The 23,847-nt window shown below is 61.8% G+C and carries 26 protein-coding genes; 18 read left to right on the plus strand and 8 right to left on the minus strand.

Going from position 1 to position 23,847, the window contains the following annotated elements; genetic code table 11:
• Positions 1 to 2: 2 nt before the first annotated feature.
• The 4 genes from AC3WJW_RS03120 to AC3WJW_RS03135 all read right to left on the minus strand — a co-directional run bounded on the left by AC3WJW_RS03120 (position 3) and on the right by AC3WJW_RS03135 (position 2,767).
• Positions 3 to 614 carry a phage baseplate assembly protein V gene (locus AC3WJW_RS03120; protein ID WP_493725073.1) on the minus strand — a complete coding sequence of 204 codons (612 nt, stop codon included), beginning with the start codon at positions 612 to 614 and terminating at the stop codon, positions 3 to 5.
• 3 nt (positions 615 to 617) lie between these two features.
• Positions 618 to 1,142, minus strand: coding sequence for a hypothetical protein (locus AC3WJW_RS03125; RefSeq protein WP_493725074.1), 525 nt, complete (start codon positions 1,140 to 1,142; stop codon positions 618 to 620).
• A 47-nt stretch (positions 1,143 to 1,189) separates the two neighbouring features.
• Entirely contained in the window at positions 1,190 to 1,540 is a 351-nt protein-coding gene (locus tag AC3WJW_RS03130) for a phage holin family protein (protein WP_007971119.1), read from the minus strand.
• A 492-nt stretch (positions 1,541 to 2,032) separates the two neighbouring features.
• Positions 2,033 to 2,767 (minus strand): LexA family transcriptional regulator, encoded by a 735-nt coding sequence (locus AC3WJW_RS03135; RefSeq protein ID WP_493725075.1) that lies wholly within the window; start codon positions 2,765 to 2,767, stop codon positions 2,033 to 2,035.
• 210 nt (positions 2,768 to 2,977) lie between these two features.
• On the opposite strand from AC3WJW_RS03135, the gene mutS reads away from it, so the two are divergent.
• Positions 2,978 to 5,557, plus strand: a complete 2,580-nt coding sequence (gene mutS / locus AC3WJW_RS03140) for a DNA mismatch repair protein MutS (protein WP_218476639.1) — start codon at positions 2,978 to 2,980, stop codon at positions 5,555 to 5,557.
• A 142-nt stretch (positions 5,558 to 5,699) separates the two neighbouring features.
• Positions 5,700 to 6,023: a ferredoxin FdxA gene (fdxA, locus tag AC3WJW_RS03145; RefSeq protein WP_007970729.1), complete on the plus strand. Its 324-nt coding sequence runs from the start codon at positions 5,700 to 5,702 to the stop codon at positions 6,021 to 6,023.
• A 606-nt stretch (positions 6,024 to 6,629) separates the two neighbouring features.
• Here the strand turns inward: fdxA and AC3WJW_RS03150 are convergent.
• Positions 6,630 to 6,995 (minus strand): hypothetical protein, encoded by a 366-nt coding sequence (locus AC3WJW_RS03150; protein ID WP_218485282.1) that lies wholly within the window; start codon positions 6,993 to 6,995, stop codon positions 6,630 to 6,632.
• Positions 6,996 to 7,241: 246 nt separating this feature from the next.
• Between AC3WJW_RS03150 and AC3WJW_RS03155 the strand changes: the two genes are divergently transcribed.
• Complete coding sequence (locus AC3WJW_RS03155) at positions 7,242 to 8,060, plus strand: shikimate 5-dehydrogenase (RefSeq protein ID WP_102701864.1); 819 nt, start codon at positions 7,242 to 7,244, stop codon at positions 8,058 to 8,060.
• A gap of 9 nt (positions 8,061 to 8,069) precedes the next feature.
• Complete coding sequence (locus AC3WJW_RS03160; RefSeq protein WP_493725076.1) at positions 8,070 to 8,588, plus strand: cupin domain-containing protein; 519 nt, start codon at positions 8,070 to 8,072, stop codon at positions 8,586 to 8,588.
• A 212-nt stretch (positions 8,589 to 8,800) separates the two neighbouring features.
• Here AC3WJW_RS03160 and AC3WJW_RS03165 read toward each other — a convergent pair whose 3' ends face one another.
• Positions 8,801 to 9,445 (minus strand): YceH family protein, encoded by a 645-nt coding sequence (locus tag AC3WJW_RS03165; protein WP_493725077.1) that lies wholly within the window; start codon positions 9,443 to 9,445, stop codon positions 8,801 to 8,803.
• 303 nt (positions 9,446 to 9,748) lie between these two features.
• Here AC3WJW_RS03165 and AC3WJW_RS03170 point away from each other — a divergent pair, with 303 nt between their 5' ends.
• The 10 genes from AC3WJW_RS03170 (at position 9,749) to AC3WJW_RS03215 (ending at position 18,000) form a co-directional block, all read left to right on the plus strand.
• The gene (locus tag AC3WJW_RS03170; RefSeq protein WP_493725078.1) at positions 9,749 to 10,489 is read left to right on the plus strand and encodes a glycosyltransferase family 2 protein; all 741 of its coding nucleotides are present in this window, start codon (positions 9,749 to 9,751) and stop codon (positions 10,487 to 10,489) included.
• Positions 10,486 to 10,764, plus strand: coding sequence for a lipid-A-disaccharide synthase N-terminal domain-containing protein (locus AC3WJW_RS03175; protein ID WP_493725079.1), 279 nt, complete (start codon positions 10,486 to 10,488; stop codon positions 10,762 to 10,764). The genes AC3WJW_RS03170 and AC3WJW_RS03175 overlap by 4 nt, the downstream gene beginning before the upstream one ends.
• A 3-nt stretch (positions 10,765 to 10,767) precedes the next feature.
• Complete coding sequence (locus AC3WJW_RS03180; RefSeq protein WP_493725080.1) at positions 10,768 to 12,177, plus strand: ArnT family glycosyltransferase; 1,410 nt, start codon at positions 10,768 to 10,770, stop codon at positions 12,175 to 12,177.
• A gap of 150 nt (positions 12,178 to 12,327) precedes the next feature.
• Entirely contained in the window at positions 12,328 to 13,500 is a 1,173-nt protein-coding gene (locus AC3WJW_RS03185; protein WP_493725081.1) for an acyl-CoA dehydrogenase family protein, read from the plus strand.
• Positions 13,497 to 14,690 carry an acyl-CoA dehydrogenase family protein gene (locus tag AC3WJW_RS03190; protein WP_493725082.1) on the plus strand — a complete coding sequence of 398 codons (1,194 nt, stop codon included), beginning with the start codon at positions 13,497 to 13,499 and terminating at the stop codon, positions 14,688 to 14,690. The genes AC3WJW_RS03185 and AC3WJW_RS03190 overlap by 4 nt, the downstream gene beginning before the upstream one ends.
• A 13-nt stretch (positions 14,691 to 14,703) precedes the next feature.
• Positions 14,704 to 15,486, plus strand: a complete 783-nt coding sequence (locus AC3WJW_RS03195; protein WP_493725083.1) for an SDR family oxidoreductase — start codon at positions 14,704 to 14,706, stop codon at positions 15,484 to 15,486.
• Between the two features lie 2 nt (positions 15,487 to 15,488).
• Positions 15,489 to 15,947 (plus strand): MaoC family dehydratase, encoded by a 459-nt coding sequence (locus AC3WJW_RS03200; protein ID WP_493725084.1) that lies wholly within the window; start codon positions 15,489 to 15,491, stop codon positions 15,945 to 15,947.
• A 29-nt stretch (positions 15,948 to 15,976) separates the two neighbouring features.
• Positions 15,977 to 17,179, plus strand: coding sequence for an acetyl-CoA C-acyltransferase (locus AC3WJW_RS03205; protein ID WP_493725085.1), 1,203 nt, complete (start codon positions 15,977 to 15,979; stop codon positions 17,177 to 17,179).
• A complete protein-coding gene (locus AC3WJW_RS03210; RefSeq protein WP_493725086.1) occupies positions 17,180 to 17,569 on the plus strand; it encodes a steroid Delta-isomerase in 390 nt (129 codons plus the stop codon). It abuts the gene before it with no gap.
• The gene (locus tag AC3WJW_RS03215; protein ID WP_493725087.1) at positions 17,566 to 18,000 is read left to right on the plus strand and encodes a nuclear transport factor 2 family protein; all 435 of its coding nucleotides are present in this window, start codon (positions 17,566 to 17,568) and stop codon (positions 17,998 to 18,000) included. The genes AC3WJW_RS03210 and AC3WJW_RS03215 overlap by 4 nt, the downstream gene beginning before the upstream one ends.
• 175 nt (positions 18,001 to 18,175) lie before the next feature.
• Here the strand turns inward: AC3WJW_RS03215 and AC3WJW_RS03220 are convergent, their stop codons facing one another.
• The gene (locus tag AC3WJW_RS03220; protein ID WP_493725088.1) at positions 18,176 to 18,673 is read right to left on the minus strand and encodes an SRPBCC family protein; all 498 of its coding nucleotides are present in this window, start codon (positions 18,671 to 18,673) and stop codon (positions 18,176 to 18,178) included.
• A gap of 106 nt (positions 18,674 to 18,779) precedes the next feature.
• The gene (locus tag AC3WJW_RS03225; protein ID WP_493725089.1) at positions 18,780 to 19,550 is read right to left on the minus strand and encodes an SDR family oxidoreductase; all 771 of its coding nucleotides are present in this window, start codon (positions 19,548 to 19,550) and stop codon (positions 18,780 to 18,782) included.
• A 270-nt stretch (positions 19,551 to 19,820) separates the two neighbouring features.
• On the opposite strand from AC3WJW_RS03225, the gene AC3WJW_RS03230 reads away from it, so the two are divergent.
• Genes AC3WJW_RS03230 through dmpG form a run of 4 tightly spaced genes read left to right on the plus strand, consistent with a single transcriptional unit; the run spans position 19,821 to position 23,426 of the window.
• On the plus strand, positions 19,821 to 20,663 hold the full coding sequence (locus AC3WJW_RS03230; RefSeq protein WP_493725090.1) for an alpha/beta fold hydrolase: 843 nt from the start codon (positions 19,821 to 19,823) through the stop codon (positions 20,661 to 20,663).
• On the plus strand, positions 20,660 to 21,451 hold the full coding sequence (locus tag AC3WJW_RS03235; protein ID WP_493725091.1) for a fumarylacetoacetate hydrolase family protein: 792 nt from the start codon (positions 20,660 to 20,662) through the stop codon (positions 21,449 to 21,451). Before AC3WJW_RS03230 ends, AC3WJW_RS03235 begins: the two co-directional genes overlap by 4 nt.
• Before the next feature lie 18 nt (positions 21,452 to 21,469).
• Entirely contained in the window at positions 21,470 to 22,378 is a 909-nt protein-coding gene (locus AC3WJW_RS03240) for an acetaldehyde dehydrogenase (acetylating) (RefSeq protein WP_428606739.1), read from the plus strand.
• Between the two features lie 13 nt (positions 22,379 to 22,391).
• Positions 22,392 to 23,426, plus strand: coding sequence for a 4-hydroxy-2-oxovalerate aldolase (gene dmpG, locus AC3WJW_RS03245; RefSeq protein WP_429383326.1), 1,035 nt, complete (start codon positions 22,392 to 22,394; stop codon positions 23,424 to 23,426).
• Positions 23,427 to 23,847 lie beyond the last annotated feature (421 nt).

Here is a 23,847-nt window from a genome sequence, read left to right on the forward strand (position 1 = left end):
CTTTATGCAGTGCTGATGACACGACCCTGGTGATCTACCAAGGGGCCGCTCAGGTGCACACCGGAAGCGTCGAGTCGCATCCCAGTCGCACCCAGTTGCAGTTCAATGGATTCAGAAGTCATCGCCATTCGCGCCGAGCCGATTTCCAACTCGAGCACTTCGCGAGAGGCGGTCAGCAGCGCCAGGCCGTTTTTCCAGTACAGGGTATGACTGACGTCGTCGTAGCTGCTTTCAGCGCCGTCCCGATAGAGGCGACGCGTCAGCGATGCCTGTGTCGAGACGGGGGGAAACTGATTGCTGTTCAGCCCGAATAACGCAACGGATTGAGCGCTGCTTTCACCACCGCCGTGGTTGAGTAACAGGCATTGCTCGCCAACGGACGGTATTCGCGTCTCACTTTGCCCCCCCGCACTGGGGTTGAAAAAGCGGATGGCCGGCGTCAGCAGTTCACCGTGCCTGACTCTGCAAGTGTTGCCGACCGGATCGACCTCCTGGCACACACCAACGCGACACAGACTGTCAGTACGCCGGTAAAGATCCTCAAAGTCGGTCTCCATCTCAGCCAGACGCTCAATGATCGGGCCAAGCTGTAGACGTAAAAGCGCATCGAACATGGCTCAGCCCTCCAGTTCCTTGTATTGGTCCGGGTCGTCGATGTTCGGGACTTCCCAGGTACGGGCAAACTTCGGAGTGCCCAGCGGGTCATCCAGCAGAAGCGGACCGAGGTATAGCGCCTGGCTAAAGGACAGGGTCCAGGTCGGGTATTGCCGTGTTTCGCTGATGAGGATTGAAGGAATGGCGTCGAGGTTCAGCGGCAGGTCGCATTGATCCTTCGGCAGCCCCCAGCGGTTATCCGTGGCCAGATCCTTGAGTGCACTGGCCAAATCACAAGCGGCCAATCCGGAGCCAGCCTGCATGGCTTGCGCAATCACTTGCAGCGAGATCGTCAATACATGAGCGATACGCCCATCACTGGCAGGGCAGCCAGGTGCGTCACGCTCAATGGTGATCAGGACCCACGGTCGTTCGCCGACTTCCGTGAAGTCCTCATGACTTCCGACGTTTATACCGAGTGCCGAGTTGCTCAGCGCCAAGGCAATGGCAGCCAGAAACTGTGAAGGTTTTTCGATGATGGAGGGCATATTGGACGTCCTGTTCTTATTTCGGCGAGCTCGATCAGCCGGCCATTTCACTGTTGGTCGGGACGAGAATCACGGGCTGGCACTTCACAGACGCCTATTCGCCTGGCCGCCCAACGCTCATAAAGCCCGATGGCCACATCCGCCCCGGCCATCGCCGTCAGGCAACCAAAAGCCCCCGCCGCCCAGATCGACACGCCGGCGGCATACAGCAGCATGATTGCCGAGACCCCGCAGATCATGCAGGCCCCGGAGCGCAAGGCCAGGCGTCGCAGCAATGACCAGCCGCGGGCGCCCTCCTTGTCGGCGCGCCACATTTCGCCGGACACCCCGCCCAGCAAGGCGAGGACGATGACGAGCCAGATCGGCATGTCCAGCAACGCTTGTTGCTCGTTTGTCATGTCACGCCTCCCGGGGTGATTGATGAATGTTGTGTAAGGGTCAAACGCTTTCCTTTTCAGGTAGGCATTCCAAAAAGCCCGGTGTGAGCCGGGCTTTTCAGTAATGCGGTCCTTCGCGTTGATCTTTCGGCACTACTGGCGCGGTACGGATCGATTCAAATTGTTCCTCCGACCGCGGTCCCTGCCCGCCGGATAACTGCTTCTGGTGCTTTACGCTGCACACCCGGGTCAGTTGCCAACCCTCTGAACCGTTAAGGCCGGTTCATCGCTGCCTGTGTGGTGGAACTAAAGAGCTTCGTTTCGAGCTGCTTTGTCGAGCGGCTTGAGACAAAGAATATGCATGGATGCATATACAGTCAATGCACAAATGCATTTATTTATGCATTTGTTTTGCACCAGCGCATGAAAGCCCCGGCCACACAGGTCATGACGCGTTTTTGGCAGGCGAAAAAAAACCCGCTCGTGAGCGGGTTTTATCGAGTAGAGCGGTTGTCAGCGGGCGTACATGCCCCACCAGAAGACATGACCGAGGATGACGATCTGCTCTTCCTGGATTTCCTGGAAGCTGTAGTCCTCGTCCGGATGTTCGTCGCGGTTGAAGCTGCGCAGGCGAATCCCGGTCGGCAGGCGATACAGCTGCTTCACCCGAAGTTGTCCGTTGTGATTGATTGCATAAAGGTCGCCATCAACGATATCGCCGATGCCGCACTTGCCGGCATTGACCCCGACCGTCGCCCCGTCACGCAGTACCGGCAACATGCTGTTGCCCCGCACTGTCACGCACTTGGCCTGGTCGAACTGTACGCCGTTATGGCGCAGGCTACGTTTGCCGAAGCGCAGGCTAGAGCGCTCGCTTTCTTCGATGACGAATCTTCCCGATCCTGCGGCCAATTCAACCTCGCGAAGAAAGGGGACCGACACCTCGTCGTCATCGACAGGGGTATCGTCGTCCCACAGGCTTATATCCTTGAGTTCCGAATGCACAGGAGCGCGCCCGGCATTGGCGGCAGGCGCGACGTCCGCGCGACCTCGCAATTGGTCGGTGCTCACGGAGAAGTACTCGGCGATCTTCGAAATATGTTTATCCGAAGGATCGACGATCTTCCCGCTGAGAATGCGCGAAAGCGTGGATTGAGGCACGCCGGTACGACGGTGAAGCTCCGTGGGGGAGATCCCGTGTTGATCGAGCAATGCTCTTAAGACAGTAGATACGTTGCGTTTGTGCATAACGCGCATAGTGCTGGTTATTTTCGCAGAAGACAAATGCCGAATTGCATGATCGATGCATAACCTGTTTTTTGCATCGTAAAAGATGTCACCCGGCCGCGATGCCTGCGTCGGGCAGAGCGCCCATGGTAACCTTGCGCCCATCGCGGAAAAGCCCGGCCATTGCCCCGCTTTTGCCCCACCTCTTTCAACGAGCTTCCTGACAATCCGATGAATAAAGCCGTCTCCGACCTGTCCTCCCACACCCCCATGATGCAGCAGTACTGGCGCCTGAAAAACCAGCACCCGGACCAGCTGATGTTCTACCGCATGGGCGACTTCTACGAGATCTTCTATGAAGACGCGAAGAAGGCCGCCAAGTTGCTGGACATCACCCTGACCGCCCGCGGGCAGTCGGCGGGGCAGGCGATTCCGATGTGCGGGATTCCTTACCACGCCGCCGAGGGTTACCTGGCGAAACTGGTGAAGCTTGGCGAGTCGGTGGTGATCTGCGAGCAGGTCGGCGACCCGGCCACCAGCAAAGGGCCGGTGGAGCGGCAGGTCGTGCGCATCATCACGCCGGGGACGGTGAGTGACGAGGCCCTGCTCGACGAGCGTCGGGACAACCTGATCGCTGCCGTTCTGGGTGATGAGCGCCTGTTCGGCCTGGCGGTGCTGGACATCACCAGTGGCAACTTCAGCGTGCTGGAAATCAAGGGGTGGGAAAACCTGCTGGCGGAGCTGGAGCGGGTCAACCCGGTGGAACTGCTGATCCCGGATGACTGGCCCAAGGATTTGCCAGCGGAAAAACGCCGTGGTGTGCGTCGCCGTGCGCCGTGGGATTTCGAGCGTGATTCGGCGCTCAAAAGCCTGTGCCAGCAATTCTCGACCCAGGACCTCAAAGGCTTTGGCTGCGAAAACCTGACGCTGGCCATCGGCGCCGCCGGTTGCCTGCTGGCCTACGCCAAGGAAACCCAGCGCACCGCCCTGCCCCACTTGCGCAGCTTGCGTCATGAACGCCTGGACGACACCGTGGTGCTCGATGGCGCCAGCCGTCGCAACCTGGAGCTCGACACCAACCTGGCCGGCGGCCGCGACAACACCCTGCAATCGGTGGTGGACCGTTGCCAGACTGCCATGGGCAGCCGCCTGTTGACCCGCTGGCTGAATCGCCCGTTACGCGATCTGACAGTGCTGTTGGCGCGCCAGACCTCGATCACCTGCCTGCTCGACGGTTACCGCTTCGAAAGACTGCAACCGCAGCTCAAGGAAATCGGTGACATCGAGCGAATTCTTGCGCGGATCGGCCTGCGCAACGCTCGCCCGCGCGACCTCGCCCGCTTGCGTGACGCCCTCGGCGCACTGCCCGAACTGCAAGTGGCAATGACGGAGCTCGAAGCCCCGCACCTGCAGCAACTCGCCAGCATCACCAGCACTTACCCGGAACTGGCGGCACTGCTGGAGAAGGCCATCATCGACAACCCGCCAGCGGTCATTCGGGACGGCGGCGTACTGAAAACCGGCTACGACAGCGAACTCGACGAACTGCAATCGCTCAGCGAAAACGCCGGACAATTCCTGATCGACCTCGAAGCACGGGAAAAGGCACGCACCGGCCTGTCGCACCTGAAGGTCGGTTACAACCGCATTCACGGTTACTTCATCGAGCTGCCAAGCAAGCAGGCGGAATCGGCACCGGCCGACTATATTCGCCGCCAGACGCTCAAAGGCGCCGAGCGTTTCATTACGCCGGAACTCAAGGCGTTCGAAGACAAGGCATTGTCAGCCAAGAGCCGCGCCCTGGCCCGCGAGAAGATGCTGTACGAAGCCCTGCTCGAAGACCTGATCGCCCAGCTTCCACCCTTGCAGGACACCGCCGGTGCCCTGGCCGAACTGGATGTCTTGAGCAACCTGGCCGAGCGTGCACTGAACCTCGATCTGAACTGCCCGCGCTTCGTCAGCGAACCGTGCATGCGCATCAGCCAGGGCCGCCATCCGGTGGTCGAGCAAGTACTCACAACGCCGTTCGTGGCCAACGACCTGAGCCTGGACGACAACACGCGCATGCTGGTGATCACCGGCCCGAACATGGGCGGTAAATCGACCTACATGCGTCAGACCGCTTTGATTGTGCTGCTGGCGCACATCGGCAGCTTCGTGCCGGCGGCCAGTTGCGAATTGTCGCTGGTCGACCGCATCTTCACCCGGATCGGTTCCAGCGATGACCTGGCCGGCGGGCGCTCGACCTTCATGGTTGAAATGAGCGAAACCGCGAACATTCTGCACAACGCCACCGAGCGCAGCCTGGTGCTGATGGACGAAGTCGGGCGCGGCACCAGCACCTTCGACGGCCTGTCCCTGGCCTGGGCGGCGGCCGAACGCCTGGCGCATCTGCGTGCCTACACGCTGTTCGCCACCCACTACTTTGAACTGACCGTCCTGCCGGAGGCACAGCCGCTGGTGGCCAACGTGCACCTCAATGCCACCGAGCACAATGAACGCATCGTGTTCCTGCACCACGTGCTGCCGGGACCGGCCAGCCAGAGTTATGGCCTGGCCGTGGCACAGCTGGCAGGCGTACCGACTGAAGTCATTACCCGCGCCCGCGAGCATTTGAGCCGCCTGGAAGACACCGCCCTGCCCCACGAGTCGCCAGCACCTGCCAAAGGTAAACCGGCGGCTCCACAGCAAAGCGATATGTTCGCCAGTCTGCCGCACCCGGTGCTGGATGACCTGGCCAAGCTTGATCTGGACGACATGACACCACGCCGTGCGCTCGAATTGCTCTATACACTAAAGACACGGATCTAACGCAGCGGCTTGCAAGCTGTTAGAATCTCGCGCGGTTTGGGATGCTGCTGGCTAATAGCCTGGCCAGCAGACTATCGCTCCCGAACCTGGCGACCCCTACGAGAAGGGGCGCAGCAAGCCGCGCCTGAGGAGAAAATTAGAAATGACCTTCGTCGTCACCGACAACTGCATCAAGTGCAAGTACACCGACTGCGTAGAAGTCTGTCCGGTGGACTGCTTTTACGAAGGCCCGAATTTCCTGGTGATTCACCCGGATGAGTGCATCGATTGCGCGCTGTGCGAACCTGAATGCCCTGCCGTGGCTATCTTCTCCGAAGATGAGGTTCCGGCCGGCATGGAGAACTTCATCGAGCTGAACGCTGAGTTGGCCGATATCTGGCCAAACATCACCGAACGCAAGGATCCAATGCCCGATTCCGCAGAATGGGATGGCAAGCCAGGCAAGATCGCAGACCTCGAACGCTGATTACCCCCGCGTTCGCGAAAAAGGCCCCACAAGGGCCTTTTTGCTTTTCTGCGGGCAAAAAAAGGTTGTTCACGCAATGCCGGGGAACACCGATAACTGTATGAGCCGGTTTTCTGGCGATGGCGGCCTCATGCCTGGCGGATTTTGTTGGTGGTGTGCCTATCCATTTCTGCTGGTAAAGGCCGCTTATGCTTCCGCCTTTACGGCGGGGAGCCTGCAGGAGCGAGCCTGCTCGCGATGGAGGTCAACGATGATTCGGGGAGCCTGACACCCCGCGGCGCTCTCAGGTTTTTCGTCGGAACGCCGCCCGGAGCAAGCTCGCTCCTACAAAGCCCGCCGCGATCGGCCTCTCGAGGGGGACGTGCACCGCAATAGCACCGCGAGGCGAGCTAACGCTCGGCCTCGTTGTTTGGTGGTGCACGTGTTCCCCTGTAGGAGCTGCCGAAGGCTGCGATCTTTTGATCTTGATCTTCAGCAATCTCCAGATCGCAAAAGCAAAAGCAAAATCAAAAGATCGCAGCCTTCGGCAGCTCCTACAGGTGCCCCGGGATTCCGTGAAGTCCCATAAAAAAAGCCCCGCTGGTTCAGCGGGGCTTGATGAGTTCGTTACCAGCGGCCGTGTGGCGGGCCGTAGTAGCCGCGTGGCGGGCCGTAGTAGCCACGGGGTGGCCCGTAGTACACCGGGGCCGGGCGGTAGTAGATCGGTTGCTGCACGTAGACCGGGGCCGGCTGGTAGTAAACCGGGGGCGGTGGCGCGTAATAAACCGGAGGCGGTGGGGCGTAGACCGGTTGCGGCGCGACATAGACCGGGCGGTTGGCGTTGATCAGAGCCGAACCTACGATGGCAGTACCGACGATCGCGCCAAACACCGCCGGACCCTGCCAGTAATTACCACCACCATGGGCTTGCGCCTGTCCCGCGATAGCGAGGGCGCCGATCAGCAAGGCTACTGTGGGGATTTTACGGATCATGATAGTTCCTCGGTTCTTCAGCCCGGCGCCTGTGTCTGCAATAGACCCAGGGATTGTCGCGGGGATACTTCTAAGACAGCTTTTTTTCGAAAAACAGCACGGCCGCCAGGTAAATTTTGTGTAAGGTCTGTACCGACTTTCTTACCGACCTGTTCAAGCCTGTGCGTCCAGGCTTTCATGATCGATCAGATCCCGATGGACGGCTAATCCCGTCCATCCGAAAAGTGCATTTGAAGGAGCTTTGCCATGCAGATGAACCCCAACAAAGACACCCAGCTGTGCATGTCCCTTTCAGGGCGCCCCGGGAACTTTGGCCTGCGTTTTCATAATCATCTGTATGAACAACTGGGCCTGAACTTCTACTACAAGGCCTTTGCCAGCCAGGACCTGCCGGGCGCCGTCGCCGGCATTCGCGCCCTGCGCATTCGTGGTTGTGGGGTGTCGATGCCGTTCAAGGAAGCCTGCATTGCCCTGGTGGATGAACTCGACGCCTCTGCCGCCGCCATTCAATCGATCAACACCATCGTCAACACCGACGGTCATCTCAAGGCCTATAACACCGATTACATCGCCGTGGCCCAGTTGCTGGAAAAACACCAGGTGCCCAAGGACTCGACCTTTGCCCTGCGCGGCAGCGGCGGCATGGCCAAGGCCGTGGCGAGTGCCTTGCGCGATGGCGGCTATGAGAACGGCCTGATCGTGGCCCGCAACGAGCGCGCCGGGCAGGCGCTGGCGCAGTCGTTGGGCTATGAGTGGCAGGCAGAGCTGGGCAGTCGTCGCCCGCAGATGCTGGTCAATGTCACCCCGATCGGCATGACGGGAGGGCCGGAGGCCGAGCAACTGGCCTTTGAGGGCGATGTGATCGAAAAAGCAGACACCGTCTTCGATGTGGTGGCGATCCCCTCGGAAACACCGTTGATCGTGCGTGCCCGTGCCGAAGGCAAGCGGGTCATCACCGGGCTGGAAGTGATCGCGATCCAGGCGCTGGAGCAATTTGTGCTCTATACCGGTGTACGGCCGACGGATGAGCAATTCCAGAAGGCCGTGGCGTTTGCCCGCAGCTAGGAGGTGTCCATGCATCCCCCCATTCTCAATTTGAACACCGTCGAGCTTGAACCGCTGCCCGAAGCGTTTGCACCGACCGGTGAAACCGCCGGTCGCTATCAGCAGCGTCTGGCCCGTGTCGGTCAGCAACTGGGGGCGCAAAAGCTGGGATATCGCCTGTATGTGCTGGAACCGGGCATGCGCGGCAGTCCGTTTCACAGCCATCGGGTCAATGAGGAAATGTTCTATGTCGTGGCCGGGGAAGGGCAGGTCCGCCTGGGAGACGAGCGTTTTCCAATCCGCGCCGGCGATGTGATCGCCTGTCCACCGGGGGGGCCTGAAAAGGCCCATCAGATCATCAATACCAGCAACGGCGAGTTGCGGTATCTGGCCGTCAGCACCCAGCAATCGCCGGAGATCTGCGAATACCCGGATTCCGGCAAATATGCCGTGATGGATGACTTCAATGTCGATGCCGAGGGCAATGCATCGGGATTTGTCGCGGTGGCCCGGCAGGCGGATGGGGTGGATTACTGGGACGGGGAGTAACTCAAAGCCTGCTCCCACAGGTTCTGTGTCAATCACACATATCAGCCAGTCCACCGATCCCTGTGGGAGCGGGCTTGCCCGCGAAAGCGTCGGCTCATCCAGCATTGATGTGGCTGACAAACCGCTTTCGCGAGCAGGCTCGCTCCCACAGGTTCTGTGTCAATCACACATGCCAGCCAGCTCACAGGTTTTGTGCCTGGCAAACCTCCCAGCTATTCGAGCCGAGCCAGTCTTTCTTCCAGCGCCGCAATCCGCGCTTCCAGTTCTTCGATCCGTTCTACCGAAACCCCGCTGCTGCCACGTTCGGCCGGGTTCTGCCGGGCCGCCATGATCGCCTCGATATCCGCCGGATCACCCAGGGCGTGGGTATAGCGGTCTTCGCGCTGGCCGGCTTGACGCGGTATCAGTACGGCCAGGCCCCGGGCAATCAGGCGTTCGAGTTGATGCACGACCTGTTCGGCGTCTTCGAATTCATGCATGCGGCCGCTACGGGTCAGCAGTTCATTGACGGTCTGCGGGCCGCGCAGAAACATCAGCCCGGTCAGGATCACCTGCGCCGGCACCAGCTCCAGGGCCTTGTCGACCTTGTGTTCCCAACGGTCGGCACGGCTGCCCATCACCAGCCTGGCGAAGCCGCGCCCTTCGAGCGCGCGCAGGCTCTGGCCGACCTGGCCCGGCGTCAGATTCATCACCGGCTCGCGGCTGGTTTTCTGGTTGCAGGCGATCACCAGGGCATTGAGGGTCAGGGGATAGGTTTCCGGGCTGGTGGCCTTTTTCTCGATCAACGAACCCAGAATGCGAATTTCCGTACTGTTGAGCCGCGGTTCGTCGAAAGTCGTCTCTTGCTCAGTGCTCATGGTTCTGCATCCTTAGCTGATTCATGTTTTTCACTTGCGTGGGTGCACTTTAGATGGGCAGGCGCCAATGGCAACAGAATTCGCTGTGTCGTCAGGGCAATGATGACAAAAAGTGCATGGAATATTGACGCGATTTTTACAAAAGGCCGGGCACCGTGTGCGAGGTCGCGCGAGTGTGTCCACAGGACGGGGCACTGTTGGCGTCATCGCCGTGAAAAGCTGAGTACTGCATCGAGTCGGCCGGTCTACGACACCTTGATTCGCCTCTGATAAAAGAAATCCAATAAAGGCGAGAGTGATTCCATGAGCCATGACATTTTTGTATCCGTACTGATTCCCGCCAAGAACGAAGCGAACAACCTCAAGCCGCTCATTGAGGAAATCTGCGTGGCGCTGGCCGATGAATCGTACGAAATCATCGTCGTCGACGACGGCAGCACCGATGCGACCCTGCAGGAGCTGCGGCAGATCCGCCACGACGGCTTGAACACCCTGCGCATCCTCCATCACGAGCGGTCGCTGGGGCAGAGCACTTCGCTGTACCACGCTGCCCGCGAGGCGCGCGGACAATGGCTGGCGACCCTCGATGGCGACGGCCAGAACGACCCGGCGGACATCCCTGGCATGCTGGCGCTGGTGCGCGGCGAACCGGGCAAGGTCGATGTGCAACTGGTCGCCGGGCACCGGGTCAATCGCCGTGACACCGCGAGCAAACGCTACGCCTCGCGGTTCGCCAACAACCTGCGCCGCCGCTTGCTCAAGGACGCCACCCCGGACACCGGATGCGGCCTGAAACTGATCGAGCGCGCGGCGTTCCTGCGCCTGCCGTACTTCGACCACATGCACCGCTTCATTCCGGCGCTGATCCAGCGTCACAACGGGCGCATGATCGTGCACCCGGTCAACCACCGGCCGCGCACGGCCGGGGTGTCGAACTACGGCAACCTCGACCGCGCGCTGGTGGGGATTCTTGACCTGATCGGCGTCTGGTGGCTGATCAAGCGCACGCGGCTGAACACCATTGCCCAGGAGATAGAAGGATGAATCTCTCCCGCGAAGCCCTTTGGCTGACCGTCGGTTTTGTCGGCCAGATCGCCTTTACCGGGCGGTTTATCCTGCAGTGGCTGTACAGCGAGTACAAGAAATGCAGCGTGATCCCGGTGAGCTTCTGGTACCTGAGCATCGTCGGCAGCACCTTGTTGCTGGCCTATGCCATTTACCGCGAGGACCCGGTGTTCATCGCCGGACAGGCCTTCGGCTCCCTTGTCTATTTTCGCAACCTGCAGTTGATCGCCAAAAGTAAAAGCCTGAAGGAGTAGGTCATGCGCGGATCGTTATCGACCCGAAATATTACGTGGCTTGTCGCTATTGCCATTGCGTTGCTGTTTTTATGGGGGCTGGGCAGCGTGCCGTTCCTCAGTGTCAACGAGGCCCGCCGCGCCGTTACCGTGCGCGAAATGCGCGAGGCGGGTAGCTGGCTGCTGCCTTACATGAACGGCGACTTGTATCTCTCCAAGCCGCCGTTTTTCTATTGGGCGGGCCTGGTTTCAACGGCGGTGCTGGGCAGCCTGTCCGAGTGGAGCGTGCGCCTGCCTTCAGCGCTGGCCGCCGCCTTGTGCTGTGTTGGCACCTATCTGTACGGCGTCCGGCAGGCGGGGCGGCAGGTCGGATTGTTCGCCGTGGTGTTCCTGGCCGCGAACGGTGCGTTCAGCCTGTTCGCACGGCGCTCGGAAATCGAGATGCTGTTGACCCTGCTGTGTTTCGGCGCGCTGCTGGCGGCCTGGCAGTTCATCTTCCTGCAGGGGCGGGCCTTGTGGAGTCGATTGAGCTACATACTGCTGGGTTGCGCACTGCTGACCAAAGGGCCGGTCTGCCTGTTGTGGGTGACGGCACCGGTCCTGGCCTATGCCTTGATCTACCGCGATGCCCGGGCCAAGGCTTATCTGTGTGACAGTTGGGGCTGGCTGATTGCCCTGGTGCTGGGCAGTTCCTGGTACGTGGCGGTGTCGGTGAGCCAGGGCTGGGGCATCTGGGCCTCGATCATCAGCGAAGACATCGTGAAGAAGATCGACGGGCAGGGCGCCGAGGCCTGGTATGCCTATCTGCTGTACCTGGCCGGTGATTTCTTCCCGTTCTGGCTGATCGTGTTTGTACAGCCGCGCAAGTTCTGGGCAATGATCCGCGCGCGCCGCGAGACCGGCATGTTGCTGTGCTGCGGTCTGTTGCCGCTGCTGGTGTTTTCCCTGTTCACCGAGAAGCATGGCAAGTACCTGTTGCCGGTCTATCCGTCCATGGCGTTGCTGCTGGCGATGCACTGGTCGGCGCTGCTCGACGAACTGAAGGGGCGCTGGCGCACGACCCTGGCCGTTGTGCCCTACGTGATGCTGGCCGGGTTTGTGGTGTTCTACATGTTCGTCGAAGCGCGGGTGTTGTCGCACCGGGTCGGCGGTCTTGAGCAGGTTGCCACGCTGGCCGACCGGCAGCCGGGGCAGAAGGCTTATGCCCTGGGTGAGCCGGATATCCGCCTGGTCTATTACATGGGCCGGCCGGTGGCGCCGCTGACGGTGGCACAGTTGCAGCCCGGGTCCCGTCCGGCGGGGCTGCTGTTCCTGCAAGAGCCTCTCGCGGCTGAATTGCAGAACCTGGCGTCGTGCCAGGTCGGTGAAATCAACCCGTATCTCAAGCCGCACCGTTCAGCGCTGCTCGTGCGCATGGGGGGCGACTGCCGCTGATCGGCTTCCCGGCTGAGCAGTCACCGCAGCACATCACCCGTTCGGACTAGGCAGGGCTAACGATTCTGCCGCGCCCGGCTGGCGCCAGACTTCATGCTCAAAGGGGTGTTGCGCCACGCGCGCCCCGCCAAACGAGCAGAAGGCGCCGCGATGGAGTTTGCATTCAGCGACGAACAGGAAATGATCCGCGCATCGGCCGAGGGTTTCCTCGCCGATGTCTCGGATTCTGCCGCCGTGCGGGCGGCAATGGTCAGTGAACGGGGTTTCGACGAAGCCCTCTGGCAGCGGTTGTGCCAGGAAATGTACTGGCCCGCCATTCATATCCCCGAAACCTACGGCGGCCTTGGCCTCGGCTTTGTCGAGCTGACGATCCTGCTCGAGCAGATGGGCCGGCGTTTGCTGTGCTCGCCGTTTTTCGCCACCGCCTGCATGGCCACACCCGCGCTGTTGCTGGCCGCCAATGATGAACAGAAACAGCGCTGGTTGCCGTCGATTGCCGATGGCAGCGTGACGGCGACCCTGGCGTTCAGCAGTGCCAACGGCTGGTCGGCCGACGATGTCCAGGCAACGGTGGTGGCCGAAGGCGACGGCTTCGTCCTCGACGGCACCCTCAAGCATGTGCTCGACGGCCATGGCGCTGATCTGTTGATCGTTGCCGCACGACAACCCGGAACCACTGGCGAAAAGGGCATCAGCCTGTTTGCCGTGAACGCGGCACAGGCGGGCATCGAACGGCAAATGCTGCCGACCATGGACCAGACCCGGCGCCAGGCGCGGATCCAGCTCAAGGGCCTGTACCTTGAAGCTGACGCGCTGCTGGGTGAGTTCGGTCACGGCTGGCCGCACCTTGAGCGCGTCCTGCAACTGGCCTGCATCGGCCTGGCTGCCGAGCAGACCGGTGGCGCGCAGCAGGTGCTCGACCTCAGCGTGGCCTACATGCAGGAGCGCCAGCAGTTCGGGCGCCCGATTGCCAGTTTCCAGGCCCTCAAACACCGCGCCGCCGACATGATGCTGCAAGTCGAATGCGCGCGTTCGGCCAGCTACTACGCCGCGTGCGTGGCCCAGGAGGTTCTCGACCCGCAGGGTGATCCGCAGGTCGCGGCCGAACTGCCGCTGGCGGCGGCGCTGGCCAAGGCGCAGTGCTCCGAGACCTATTTCCACTGCGCGTCCGAGTCGATCCAGTTGCACGGCGGCGTCGGTTTCACCTGGGAATACGACCCGCACCTCTACTTCAAGCGCGCCCGCGCCAGCGAGAGCTTCCTCGGGCTACCGGCCTGGCATCGCGAGCACATTGCCGCGGTGATTCTTGGAGAGCAGCCATGAAAATCAGTTTCAGCGAACAGGACGAACGCTTCCGCCAGGAAGTGGCCGACTGGATGAGCGCCAACCTTTGCGGTGAGTTCGAGGCCCTGCGTTTTCGCGGCGGTCCGGGCGACGAGCACATGTTTCCCGAAGAGCGCAAAGCCTGGGAACGCAAACTCGCCGAGGGTGGCTGGACCTGCGTCGGCTGGGCGTCGGAGCATGGCGGGCGTGGCTTGTCGATCACCCGGCAAGTGATTTTCCACGAAGAATACGCCCGCGCCGGTGGCCCCGGCCGCATGGGGCATATCGGCGAAGGGCTGGCCGGGCCGACCATTGCCGCGTTCGGCACGGTTGAACAGCAACAGCGCTTTTTGCCGGGAATCGTCAGCGGCACGTCGTTTTGGTGCCAAGGCTATTCGGAGCCGGGCGCCGGTTCCGACCTGGCCAACGTCAAGACCCGCGCCACGCTGGATGAGGCGAGCGGCCAATGGGTGATCAATGGCCAGAAAGTCTGGACCTCCCTGGCCCACGAATCGGACTGGTGCTTTGTCATCGCCCGTACCGAACCTGGCAGCGTTGGCCATCGCGGCCTGTCATTCCTGCTGGTGCCGATGGCCCAGGCGGATATCACCGTGCGGCCGATCGAGCAACTGACCGGCACCTCGGAGTTCAACGAAGTGTTCTTCGACGATGCCCGCACCGACGCCGCCAACATCATCGGCGCGCCGGGCGACGGCTGGAAGATCGCCATGGCGCTGCTGGGTTTCGAGCGCGGTGTGTCGACCCTCGGCCAGCAGATGCAGTTTCAGAACGAACTCAACGAAATCATCGCCATCGCTAAAGCCAACGGTGCCGACCGTGATCCGATCCTGCGCCAGCGTCTGGCCGAAGCCTGGAGCGGGCTGCGGATCATGCGCTACAACTCGCTGCGCATGCTTTCGGGTAGCCAGGACGGTTCGCTGCGCAAAGAGGCGACCATCTACAAGCTGTTCTGGTCGACCTGGCACGCCAGCCTCGGCAAGTTGGCGATGGACGTGCTCGGCGCCGAAGCGGAATTGCTCGAAGCGGCGCCTTACCAACTGACCCGTTTGCAGTCGCTGTACCTGTTCAGCCGCGCCGACACCCTGTACGGCGGCAGCAACGAAATCCAGCGCAACATCATCGCCGAGCGTGCCTTGGGCATGCCCAAAGAGCCGCGTCCGCGCGCCTGAAAGGAGAGAGTTCATGTCTGTACCTCAATATGTTGAAGGTCGCGGCCTGCTGCGCGGCAAGTCGGTGCTGATCACCGCGGCGGCGGGTGCCGGGATCGGTTTTTCCGCCGCCGTGCGTGCTGCCGAGGAAGGTTGCCGGGCGCTGATGATCAGCGATATCCATGAAGGCCGGTTGGCCGAAGCGGTGCTGAAAATTCGCGAAACCACCGGGCTGCAGCAGGTTTTCGGCCAGGTCTGCAACGTCGCCGACGAAACCCAGGTGCAGCAGCTGATTGCCTGCGCCGAGCGCGACCTGCAAGGCGTCGACGTGCTGATCAACAACGCCGGCCTCGGCGGCTCGCGCCTGCTGGTGGACATGGGCGACGAAGAGTGGAACCGGGTGCTGGATGTGACGCTCACCGGCACCATGCGCATGACCCGCGCCATGCTGCCGAAAATGATGGAGCGGCGTGCCGGGGTCATCGTCAACAACGCCTCGGTACTGGGCTGGCGCGCGCAGAAAGAACAGTCGCACTACGCCGCGGCCAAGGCCGGCGTCATGGCGCTGACTCGCTGTGCAGCGGTCGAAGCCGCCGACTACGGCATCCGCATCAACGCGGTCAGCCCGAGCATCGCCCTGCACGATTTCCTGCGCAAATCCGCGCCTCAGGCGGTACTCGATCAACTCGCCGCCAACGAAGCCTTCGGCCGTGCCGCCGAAGTCTGGGAAGTGGCCAACGTGATGATGTTCCTGGCCAGCGACTACAGCTCCTACATGACCGGCGAAGTGTTGTCGGTATCCAGCCAGAGGGCGTGACCATGCCACGTATTTTCGACACGCCGATGGCGCTGTTCGACGCTGTGGGCGAATCACTCGGCGTCAGCGACTGGCTGCTGCTGGAGCAGGACCGCATCGACCGGTTCGCCGACGCCACCGGCGATCACCAGTGGATTCACGTCGATCCGCTCAAGGCCGCCGATGGCCCGTTTGGTGTTTGCATCGCCCATGGCTACCTGAGCCTGTCGCTGGTCAATCTGTTCCTGCCGCAGATCGTCGAAGTCCGTGGCCTGGCCATGGGCGTCAACTACGGTTGCGAGCGGGTGCGCTTCCCCTCGGTGGTGCGCGTCGGGTCGCGGGTACGCGGCAGTGCGCAATTGATATCGGTCGAGGAAGTGAAGGGCGGCGTGCAGGCGACCATCCGCGTCAGCGTCGACATCGACGGCGAGGAACGTCCCGGCTGTGTGGTCGACACCATCAGTCGCTATTACCCGGCCTGACCTTCAACAGCATTTTCGAGGAATCCAGCATGAAAGAAGCCGTCATCGTTTCGACCGCCCGTACTCCGATCGGCAAGGCCTTTCGCGGTGCGTTCAATGACACCGAGGCGCCGCAACTGGGTGGCCACGTGGTGCGCGAAGCCGTGCGCCGCGCCGGCATCGAGCCGGGTGAAGTGGACGACGTGATTATTGGCGCCGCCGCGCAGCAGGGTACGCAGTCCTACAACCTGGGGCGCCTGTGCGCGATTGCCGGCGGTTTGCCGGCATCGGTTGCCGGGATGGCCGTCGAGCGCCAGTGCTCGTCGGGCCTGATGAGCATCGCCATGGCCGCCAAAGGCATCATGTGCGACGAAATCGACATCGCCGTGGCCGGTGGCCTGGAGTCGATTTCCCTGGTGCAGAACAAGCACAAGAACCTCTATCGCAACCAGTCGGCTTCGGTGATCGAACTGGACCCGCACGCCTACATCCCGATGATCGAAACCGCCGAGATCGTCTCTGCGCGCTATGGCATCTCCCGCGACGAGCAGGACGAGTACAGCTACCAGAGCCAGCTGCGTACCGCACAGGCCCAGAGCGCCGGGCGATTCGACCGGGAACTCGCGCCGCTGGCCAGCCGCAAGGCACTGTTCGACAAGGCCACCGGCGAAACCAGTTATGAATCCGTCACCTTGCTGCGTGACGAATGCAACCGTATCGACACAACCCTGCAAAGCCTGAAAGCGCTGGAGCCGGTATGGCCGGGCGGTCAGTGGAGCGACAAGGGGCGTTTCATCACCGCCGGCAATGCCTCGCAGTTGTCCGACGGCGCCTCGGCCTCGGTGTTGATGAGCGCGAAAATGGCCGAGAAGCGTGGCCTGGAACCGCTGGGGATCTATCGTGGCATGGCGGTCGCCGGCTGCAATTCCGACGAGATGGGCATCGGCCCGGTCTACGCCATTCCCAAGCTGCTCAAGCGCCACGGCCTGACCATGGACCACATCGGCCTCTGGGAGCTGAACGAAGCGTTCGCCTGTCAGGTGCTGTACTGCCGCGACACCCTGGGTATTCCCGCCGAGCGCCTGAACGTCAACGGCGGGGCGATTTCCGTCGGCCATCCGTTCGGCATGTCCGGGGCACGGATGGTCGGCCATGCGTTGGTTGAAGGCCAGCGTCGCGGTTTGCGTTATGTGGTGGTGAGCATGTGCATCGGTGGCGGCATGGGCGCCGCCGCCCTGTTCGAGGTGGTCTGAATGAACAGCGCACAGCAGATCCAGGCGACCATGGCGCGTTATGTGGAGCTGGTGGATGCCGGCGACATCGAAGGCATCCTCGCGCTCTACGCCAAAGACGCCACCGTTGAAGACCCGGTCGGCCAGGCGCCGTTGCAGGGCATCGACGCCATCGCGCGTTTTTATCGTGAAGGACTGGGGGCGATGAAGGTCTCGGCAACCCGGACCGGCCCGGTGCGCGCGACGCTCAACGGTTGCGGGGCGATGCCGTTCCGGGTCGACATGGAGTGGGGCGGGCAACCGTGCTCGCTGCATGTGATCGACATGATGGAGTTCAATGCCGACGGCCAGATCCGCTCGATGAAAGCCTTCTGGAGCGAGGTCAACGTGACGGCGCGAGGTGCGGCATGAATCTGGAACAGCGGATCGCGCGCCTGGAAGCGCTGGAGGACATCCGCCAGCTCAAGCATCGCTACCTCAATGCCTGCGACCTCAAGCAGGTCGAGGTGATTGCCGATTGCTTTGCCGACGGTGAAGTGCTGATCGATTACGGTCCGTTGGGGATCTTTCGTGAGCGCGACAGTTTTGTCGCGCTGTACCGCGAACTGGCCTGCCATGAGCGGGTGATCGACCTGCATCATGGCGCCAACCCGGAAATCGAGGTGCTGGACGAGGATCAGGCTCAGGGCCGTTGGGCCCTGTGGTATTTCAACCTGGATGGCGAGAGCGGGGCGACGCGGCAGTTGGGCGGCTTCTATCAGGACCGTTACCAGCGTATCGCCGGCCAATGGAAGATCGTCGCCACCCGTTTTACCGCTCACTCGGAAGTGGCGCGTTCCTGAGGTGGCCCCTGTGGGAGCGAGCCTGCTCGCGATGGCGGTGTGTCAGACGGCATTAATGTTGGATGTGCCGACCTCATCGCGAGCAGGCTCGCTCCCACAGTTTTTGTGGTGAACCTGGCATTAGCGTACAACCCCACCCCCCTGTGGGAGCGGGCTTGCCCGCGAAGGCGGCGTGTCAGGCGACATCAATGTTGGATGTGCTCAATGTCATATCCGGATTCTGTGTCCGGCCGGTTTCGTAGTACGCCTTGAGGTTCTCGGCAATCTGCCTCACTACCTTGTTGAAGGCCTTGGCCAGCAACCACTCTGCCAACCTGCCACCGCGCAGGCTGTAACGCATTTGCAGGGTGATGCACGTCGTGTCGCCTTCGGCTTGCAGGGCATAACTGAAACTCGCCTCGCGAAACGGAAAGGGCGAGTCATTGCCGCCCTTGTGCAACCGCAGCACGAACCCCGTGCCTTCCTGCCACTGCACCACGCTTTCATCCAGATACTGACCACCCTTGCGCAACACCCGGCGACTGGTGCCGAGGCCTTCCGTTGGCCCAGGGTGAAACTGGCAGCCGGTAAGCCCCGGTACGTAGTGCGGGGCGAGGCTCAGGTCGCGCAGTTTGGTCCAGGCGGCTTGTGGCGGGAGATCGAGAAAAACACTGTGGCTGGCGATTGCGGGCATGTCGAAATTCTCTTGTTCAATGGAATGGTTAAAAGATCGCAGCCTGCGGCAGCTCCTACAGGTACGGCATTACCTTGTGTAGGAGCTGCCGCAGGCTGCGATCTTTTCAGGATTGCGCCGCGTCGAGAAACGCCGGTCGCTCGCCGGCACCGTGCACCGCGATGTCCGCGCCGCTGACATAACGGGCCAAAGACGACGCCAGGTACAGGCAGGTATCGCCAATGTCCTCCGGGGTCGCCAGGCGTTGCAATGGAATGGTCGCCGCCACCCGGGCAATGCCCGCGTCGTCACCATAATGCAGGGCCGCCTGCTCGGTGAGAATCAGCCCGGCGGTGACCGCATTGACCCGCACCTTCGGCGCCCATTCCACCGCCAGCGAGGTGGTCAGGTTCAGCAGACCGGCCTTGGCCGCGCCATAGGCGGCGGTGCCGGGGGAAGGGCGGGTGGCGCTGACGCTGCAGATGTTGATGATCGCGCCGCCGTCGGCCTGGGCCTGCATCACCTGGTTGGCCTGCTGGCACAGGTTCAGTGGTGCGATCAGGTTCAAGCGAATGATCGCTTCGCTGAAACGGGGAGACGCGGTGGCAGCGTCGGCATTCGGTGAGCCGCCGGCGTTGTTGACCAGCACATCGAGGCGGCCGAAACGCTCGACGATCTGTGCGATCAGGCGCCCGGATTGTTCGACATCACGCAGGTCGCAGGGCACGAACAGCGCCTCGCGCCCGCCGCTGGCAGGCAAGGATGGCGGGGCTTCGCGACCGCAGATCACCACCTCGGCGCCGCAGTCGAGGAAGCGCTGGCTGATGCCGCGACCCACACCTTTGCCACCGCCGGTGACCAGTACCACTTTGCCGTGAAAGTCCATTGGATCAAGCATGGGAATTCTCTTTTTTGCCGCTCGGGAATGCCGTCGATGCTAGGTCTGTGGTCCCGGTAGTCCAACGTCCGATGAGACTAGAGCCTTCTGTGGGAGCGAGCCTGCTCGCGATGGACGTCAACGATAACGCGTAAAACCTGATGCCCCACGGTGTCCTGGCGTTTTTCGCGAGCAGGCTCGCTCCTACAAGGGCGTAGTCCTGTCGGACGATGTTGCGCACCCGGCCCGTCTGAATAATCCGACTACAACAACAGGCCGGGAGGACACCTTATGGGCGCTTCAGCGCAAGGGCACTTCGTTACGCTGCCGGATGGTTTGCAGCTGCGCTATGTGGATACAAGCGGGAAGGATGGCGGCAACGGCGAGCCGGTGATTTTCATCCATGGCAGCGGGCCGGGCGCCAGCGGTCACAGCAACTTCAAGCAGAACTACCCGGTGTTTGCCGAAGCCGGTTACCGGGTCATCGTTCCCGACCTGCCGGGCTACGGCGCCTCGGACAAGCCCGACACCCTCTACACCCTGGATTTCTTTGTCGCAGCCCTGAGCGGTTTGCTCGATGCCCTCGACATCCAGCGTTGTGTGCTGATCGGTAACTCGTTGGGCGGCGCGATCGCGATCAAACTGGCCCTCGACCAACCGCAGCGTGTCAGCCGGCTGGTGCTGATGGCACCCGGTGGCCTGATGGAAAAGGAACAGTATTACCTGCAGATGGAAGGTATCCAGAAAATGGGCGCGGCCTTCGCCAAGGGTGAACTGAACGATGCGGCGGGCATGCGTCGCCTGCTGGCCCTGCAGCTGTTCGATGAAAGCCTGATCAGCGACGAGACGGTCAACGAGCGCGTGGTGGTGGTGCAACAGCAGCCGGTGTGCGTGCTGTCGACCATGCAGGTGCCGAACATGACGTCGCGCCTGGGTCAGTTGCAGTGCCCGATCCTCGGTTTCTGGGGCATGAACGACAAGTTCTGCCCGTCCTCCGGCGCCCGGACCATGCTCGAAAACTGTTCCAGAATCCGGTTCGTGATGCTCAGCGAGTGCGGGCATTGGGTTCAGGTCGAGCACCGTGACTTTTTCAACCGCCAGTGCCTGGCGTTTCTTCAGGAGGCCCGCGGATGAGCGTGCAATTGCGCCGTGAGTTCGGCGAAGAGCTTTATCAGGCGCTGCTCAGCGGCTCCACCCTGGCGCCGCTGACCGAGCGCTGGCCGTCGATCAGCATCGAAGACGCCTATCACATTTCCCTGTACGCCATTGAGCGTCGGGTGGCGGCCGGTGACCAGATCGTCGGCAAGAAGATCGGGGTGACCTCGGCGGCGGTGCAGCAGATGCTCAACGTGCATCAACCGGATTTCGGTTTTATCACCCGGCAGATGTCGTTCGATGACGATGCCCGCATTTCCCTGTCCGCCAACAAACTGATCCAGCCCCGCGCCGAGGGCGAAATCGCCTTCAAGCTCAAGCACGACCTGGTCGGCCCCGGCATCACCGAGGCCGATGTTCTGGCCGCGACCGAATACGTGATGCCGTGCTTCGAGATCGTCGACTCGCGGATTCACGACTGGCGCATCCGCATCCAGGACACGGTCGCTGACAACGCTTCCTGCGGCGTATTCGTACTGGGCGACAGCAAGATCGATCCCCGCGAGCTGGACCTGCCGAACTTGCGCATGCGTGTGTTCAAGAACGGTGAACCCCTGAGCGAAGGCCTGGGTTCGGCGGTGCAGGGCAATCCATTGACGGCGGTGGCCTGGCTGGCCAACACCCTGGGCGCCTTCGGCATTCCGTTCAAGGCCGGGGAAATCATCTTGTCCGGCTCCCTGGTGCCACTGGAACCGGCGCGAGCCGGCGACCGTTTTTCTCTGACCATCGATGGCCTGGGCAGTGCCCGGGTGTCTTTCTGCGCCTGACTTTTGGAGTTTGACCCCATGAGCAAAAAACTCAGAGCGGCCATTATCGGCCCGGGCAATATCGGCACCGATCTGCTGATGAAAATGTGCCGATCGGAATGGATCGAGCCGGTATGGATGGTTGGCGTCGACCCTGAATCCGAAGGCCTGAAACGTGCCCGGGAAATGGGCATCAAAACCACCGCCGGCGGAGTCGACGGCTTGCTGCCGCACGTGCTCGACGATGATATTCGCATCGCTTTCGACGCTACCTCGGCCTACGTGCACGCAGAAAACAGCCGCAAGCTCAACGAACTCGGGGTGATCATGATCGACCTCACGCCGGCGGCCATCGGCCCGTTCTGCGTGCCACCGGTCAACCTCAAGGAGCACGCGTCGAGCCTGGCGATGAACGTCAACATGGTCACTTGCGGTGGCCAGGCGACCATCCCGATGGTGGCGGCGGTGTCTCGGGTGCAACCGGTGAGCTACGGCGAAATCGTTGCCACCGTGTCGTCCGGTTCGGTCGGCCCGGGCACTCGGCAGAACATCGACGAATTCACCCGCACTACGGCCGGTGCGGTGGAGAAGATCGGCGGCGCCCGACGCGGCAAGGCGATCATCGTGATCAACCCGGCCGAGCCGCCGCTGATGATGCGCGACACCATCCACTGCCTGACCGATGACGAGCCGAACCAGGATGCGATCCGCACCTCGGTGCTGGACATGGTTCGCGAGGTGCAGCGCTATGTGCCCGGCTACAAGCTGATCAACGGGCCGGTGTTCGACGGGCGCAAGGTGTCGATCTTCATCGAGGTCGAAGGCCTCGGCGATTTCCTGCCCAAGTCTGCCGGCAATCTCGACATCATGACCGCCGCCGGATTGCGCACGGCCGAGATGTTCGCCGAAGAAGCCCACAAGGGCACCCTGCAACTGCCCGTCCGTTGAGTGGAGAATTGCCATGAATTTGCAAGGTAAGAGCGTCCGTCTGCATGACATGAGCCTGCGCGACGGCATGCACGCCAAACAGCATCAAATCAGCATTGAACAAATGGTCTCGGTGGCCACCGGCCTCGATGCGGCCGGTGTGCCGCTGATCGAAATCACCCACGGCGATGGCCTGGGCGGTGCGTCGCTGAACTACGGCTTCCCGGCCCACAGCGACGAAGAGTACTTCGCTGCGGTGATCCCGCAGATGAAACAGGCCAGGGTTTCGGCCCTGTTGTTGCCGGGGATCGGTACGCTTGATCATCTGAAAATGGCCCATGAGCATGGGGTCTCGACCATTCGCGTGGCGACCCATTGCACCGAAGCGGACGTGTCCGGCCAGCACATCGGCATGTCGGCGAAGATGGGCCTGGACACCGTCGGCTTCCTGATGATGGCGCACATGGTCAGCCCGGAGAAACTGCTGGAGCAGGCGCGACTGATGGAAAGCTACGGTGCCAATTGCATCTACTGCACCGACTCGGCTGGCTACATGCTGCCTGATGAAGTGACGCAAAAGATCGGTGCCTTGCGCGCCGGCCTGAATGCCGGGACTGAAGTCGGCTTCCACGGCCACCACAACATGGGCATGGCCATCGCCAACTCCCTGGCCGCCATCGAGGCCGGTGCTGCGCGCATCGACGGGTCTGTTGCGGGCCTTGGCGCGGGGGCGGGCAATACGCCGCTGGAAGTGTTCGTCGCGGTGCTGGAGCGCATGGGGGTCAACAGCGGCGTGGATCTGTACAAGATCATGGACGTGGCCGAAGACCTGGTGGTGCCGATGATGGACCAGCCGATCCGCCTCGACCGCGATGCGCTGACGTTGGGTTATGCCGGGGTCTACAGCTCGTTCCTGCTGTTCGCCAAGCGTGCCGAGCAGAAGTACGGGATTGCGGCGCGGGAGCTGCTGGTGGAATTGGGCCGACGCGGGACGGTGGGGGGGCAGGAGGACATGATTGAAGACCTGGCGTTGACCTTGTCGCGGGCCCGTGGGGTATTGCCAACCTGATCCATGCAGCAACGAAAAAACCACCGATGATTCGGTGGTTTTTTTATGGCCGGTGAAATCCTGCGCTCAAGGCAACAGATTACGTACCAGCGGTGGATAGCAATTGATCGCCGTGCTCGCACAGCTGAAATACGCCGTGGTCGGTCGATAGGCTTCGTTTTTGAATAGCTGGCACAGACTGGTGGACGCGCCTGCACAGACGATGATGAATAGAGCACAAGTGGATTTGCGCATGGTGGGTCTCGACACGGTTTTATTGTTGTAGAGACAGGTTAGGGCGGCGGATGGTGAGCGGCTTCGTCCGAATGGACTAGCCGATCAATTTGAAGCTGCCCCGTCCCATTGTGGGAGCGAGCTTGCTCGCGATGGCGGCGTGTCAGGCACCATGGATGTTGGCTGTGCCGGCCTCTTCGCGGGCAAG

Source organism: Pseudomonas sp. GW821-FHT07G06 (assembly GCF_058986625.1).

Bases quoted from the DNA above. Each gene is read 5' to 3' on its own strand.
- AC3WJW_RS03120 (WP_493725073.1), bottom strand. From the start codon at position 614: ATGTTCGATGCGCTTTTACGTCTACAGCTTGGCCCGATCATTGAGCGT.
- AC3WJW_RS03125 (WP_493725074.1), bottom strand. From the start codon at position 1,142: ATGCCCTCCATCATCGAAAAACCTTCACAGTTTCTGGCTGCCATTGCC.
- AC3WJW_RS03130 (WP_007971119.1), bottom strand. From the start codon at position 1,540: ATGACAAACGAGCAACAAGCGTTGCTGGACATGCCGATCTGGCTCGTC.
- AC3WJW_RS03135 (WP_493725075.1), bottom strand. From the start codon at position 2,767: ATGCACAAACGCAACGTATCTACTGTCTTAAGAGCATTGCTCGATCAA.
- mutS (WP_218476639.1), top strand. From the start codon at position 2,978: ATGAATAAAGCCGTCTCCGACCTGTCCTCCCACACCCCCATGATGCAG.
- fdxA (WP_007970729.1), top strand. From the start codon at position 5,700: ATGACCTTCGTCGTCACCGACAACTGCATCAAGTGCAAGTACACCGAC.
- AC3WJW_RS03150 (WP_218485282.1), bottom strand. From the start codon at position 6,995: ATGATCCGTAAAATCCCCACAGTAGCCTTGCTGATCGGCGCCCTCGCT.
- AC3WJW_RS03155 (WP_102701864.1), top strand. From the start codon at position 7,242: ATGCAGATGAACCCCAACAAAGACACCCAGCTGTGCATGTCCCTTTCA.
- AC3WJW_RS03160 (WP_493725076.1), top strand. From the start codon at position 8,070: ATGCATCCCCCCATTCTCAATTTGAACACCGTCGAGCTTGAACCGCTG.
- AC3WJW_RS03165 (WP_493725077.1), bottom strand. From the start codon at position 9,445: ATGAGCACTGAGCAAGAGACGACTTTCGACGAACCGCGGCTCAACAGT.
- AC3WJW_RS03170 (WP_493725078.1), top strand. From the start codon at position 9,749: ATGAGCCATGACATTTTTGTATCCGTACTGATTCCCGCCAAGAACGAA.
- AC3WJW_RS03175 (WP_493725079.1), top strand. From the start codon at position 10,486: ATGAATCTCTCCCGCGAAGCCCTTTGGCTGACCGTCGGTTTTGTCGGC.
- AC3WJW_RS03180 (WP_493725080.1), top strand. From the start codon at position 10,768: ATGCGCGGATCGTTATCGACCCGAAATATTACGTGGCTTGTCGCTATT.
- AC3WJW_RS03185 (WP_493725081.1), top strand. From the start codon at position 12,328: ATGGAGTTTGCATTCAGCGACGAACAGGAAATGATCCGCGCATCGGCC.
- AC3WJW_RS03190 (WP_493725082.1), top strand. From the start codon at position 13,497: ATGAAAATCAGTTTCAGCGAACAGGACGAACGCTTCCGCCAGGAAGTG.
- AC3WJW_RS03195 (WP_493725083.1), top strand. From the start codon at position 14,704: ATGTCTGTACCTCAATATGTTGAAGGTCGCGGCCTGCTGCGCGGCAAG.
- AC3WJW_RS03200 (WP_493725084.1), top strand. From the start codon at position 15,489: ATGCCACGTATTTTCGACACGCCGATGGCGCTGTTCGACGCTGTGGGC.
- AC3WJW_RS03205 (WP_493725085.1), top strand. From the start codon at position 15,977: ATGAAAGAAGCCGTCATCGTTTCGACCGCCCGTACTCCGATCGGCAAG.
- AC3WJW_RS03210 (WP_493725086.1), top strand. From the start codon at position 17,180: ATGAACAGCGCACAGCAGATCCAGGCGACCATGGCGCGTTATGTGGAG.
- AC3WJW_RS03215 (WP_493725087.1), top strand. From the start codon at position 17,566: ATGAATCTGGAACAGCGGATCGCGCGCCTGGAAGCGCTGGAGGACATC.
- AC3WJW_RS03220 (WP_493725088.1), bottom strand. From the start codon at position 18,673: ATGCCCGCAATCGCCAGCCACAGTGTTTTTCTCGATCTCCCGCCACAA.
- AC3WJW_RS03225 (WP_493725089.1), bottom strand. From the start codon at position 19,550: ATGCTTGATCCAATGGACTTTCACGGCAAAGTGGTACTGGTCACCGGC.
- AC3WJW_RS03230 (WP_493725090.1), top strand. From the start codon at position 19,821: ATGGGCGCTTCAGCGCAAGGGCACTTCGTTACGCTGCCGGATGGTTTG.
- AC3WJW_RS03235 (WP_493725091.1), top strand. From the start codon at position 20,660: ATGAGCGTGCAATTGCGCCGTGAGTTCGGCGAAGAGCTTTATCAGGCG.
- AC3WJW_RS03240 (WP_428606739.1), top strand. From the start codon at position 21,470: ATGAGCAAAAAACTCAGAGCGGCCATTATCGGCCCGGGCAATATCGGC.
- dmpG (WP_429383326.1), top strand. From the start codon at position 22,392: ATGAATTTGCAAGGTAAGAGCGTCCGTCTGCATGACATGAGCCTGCGC.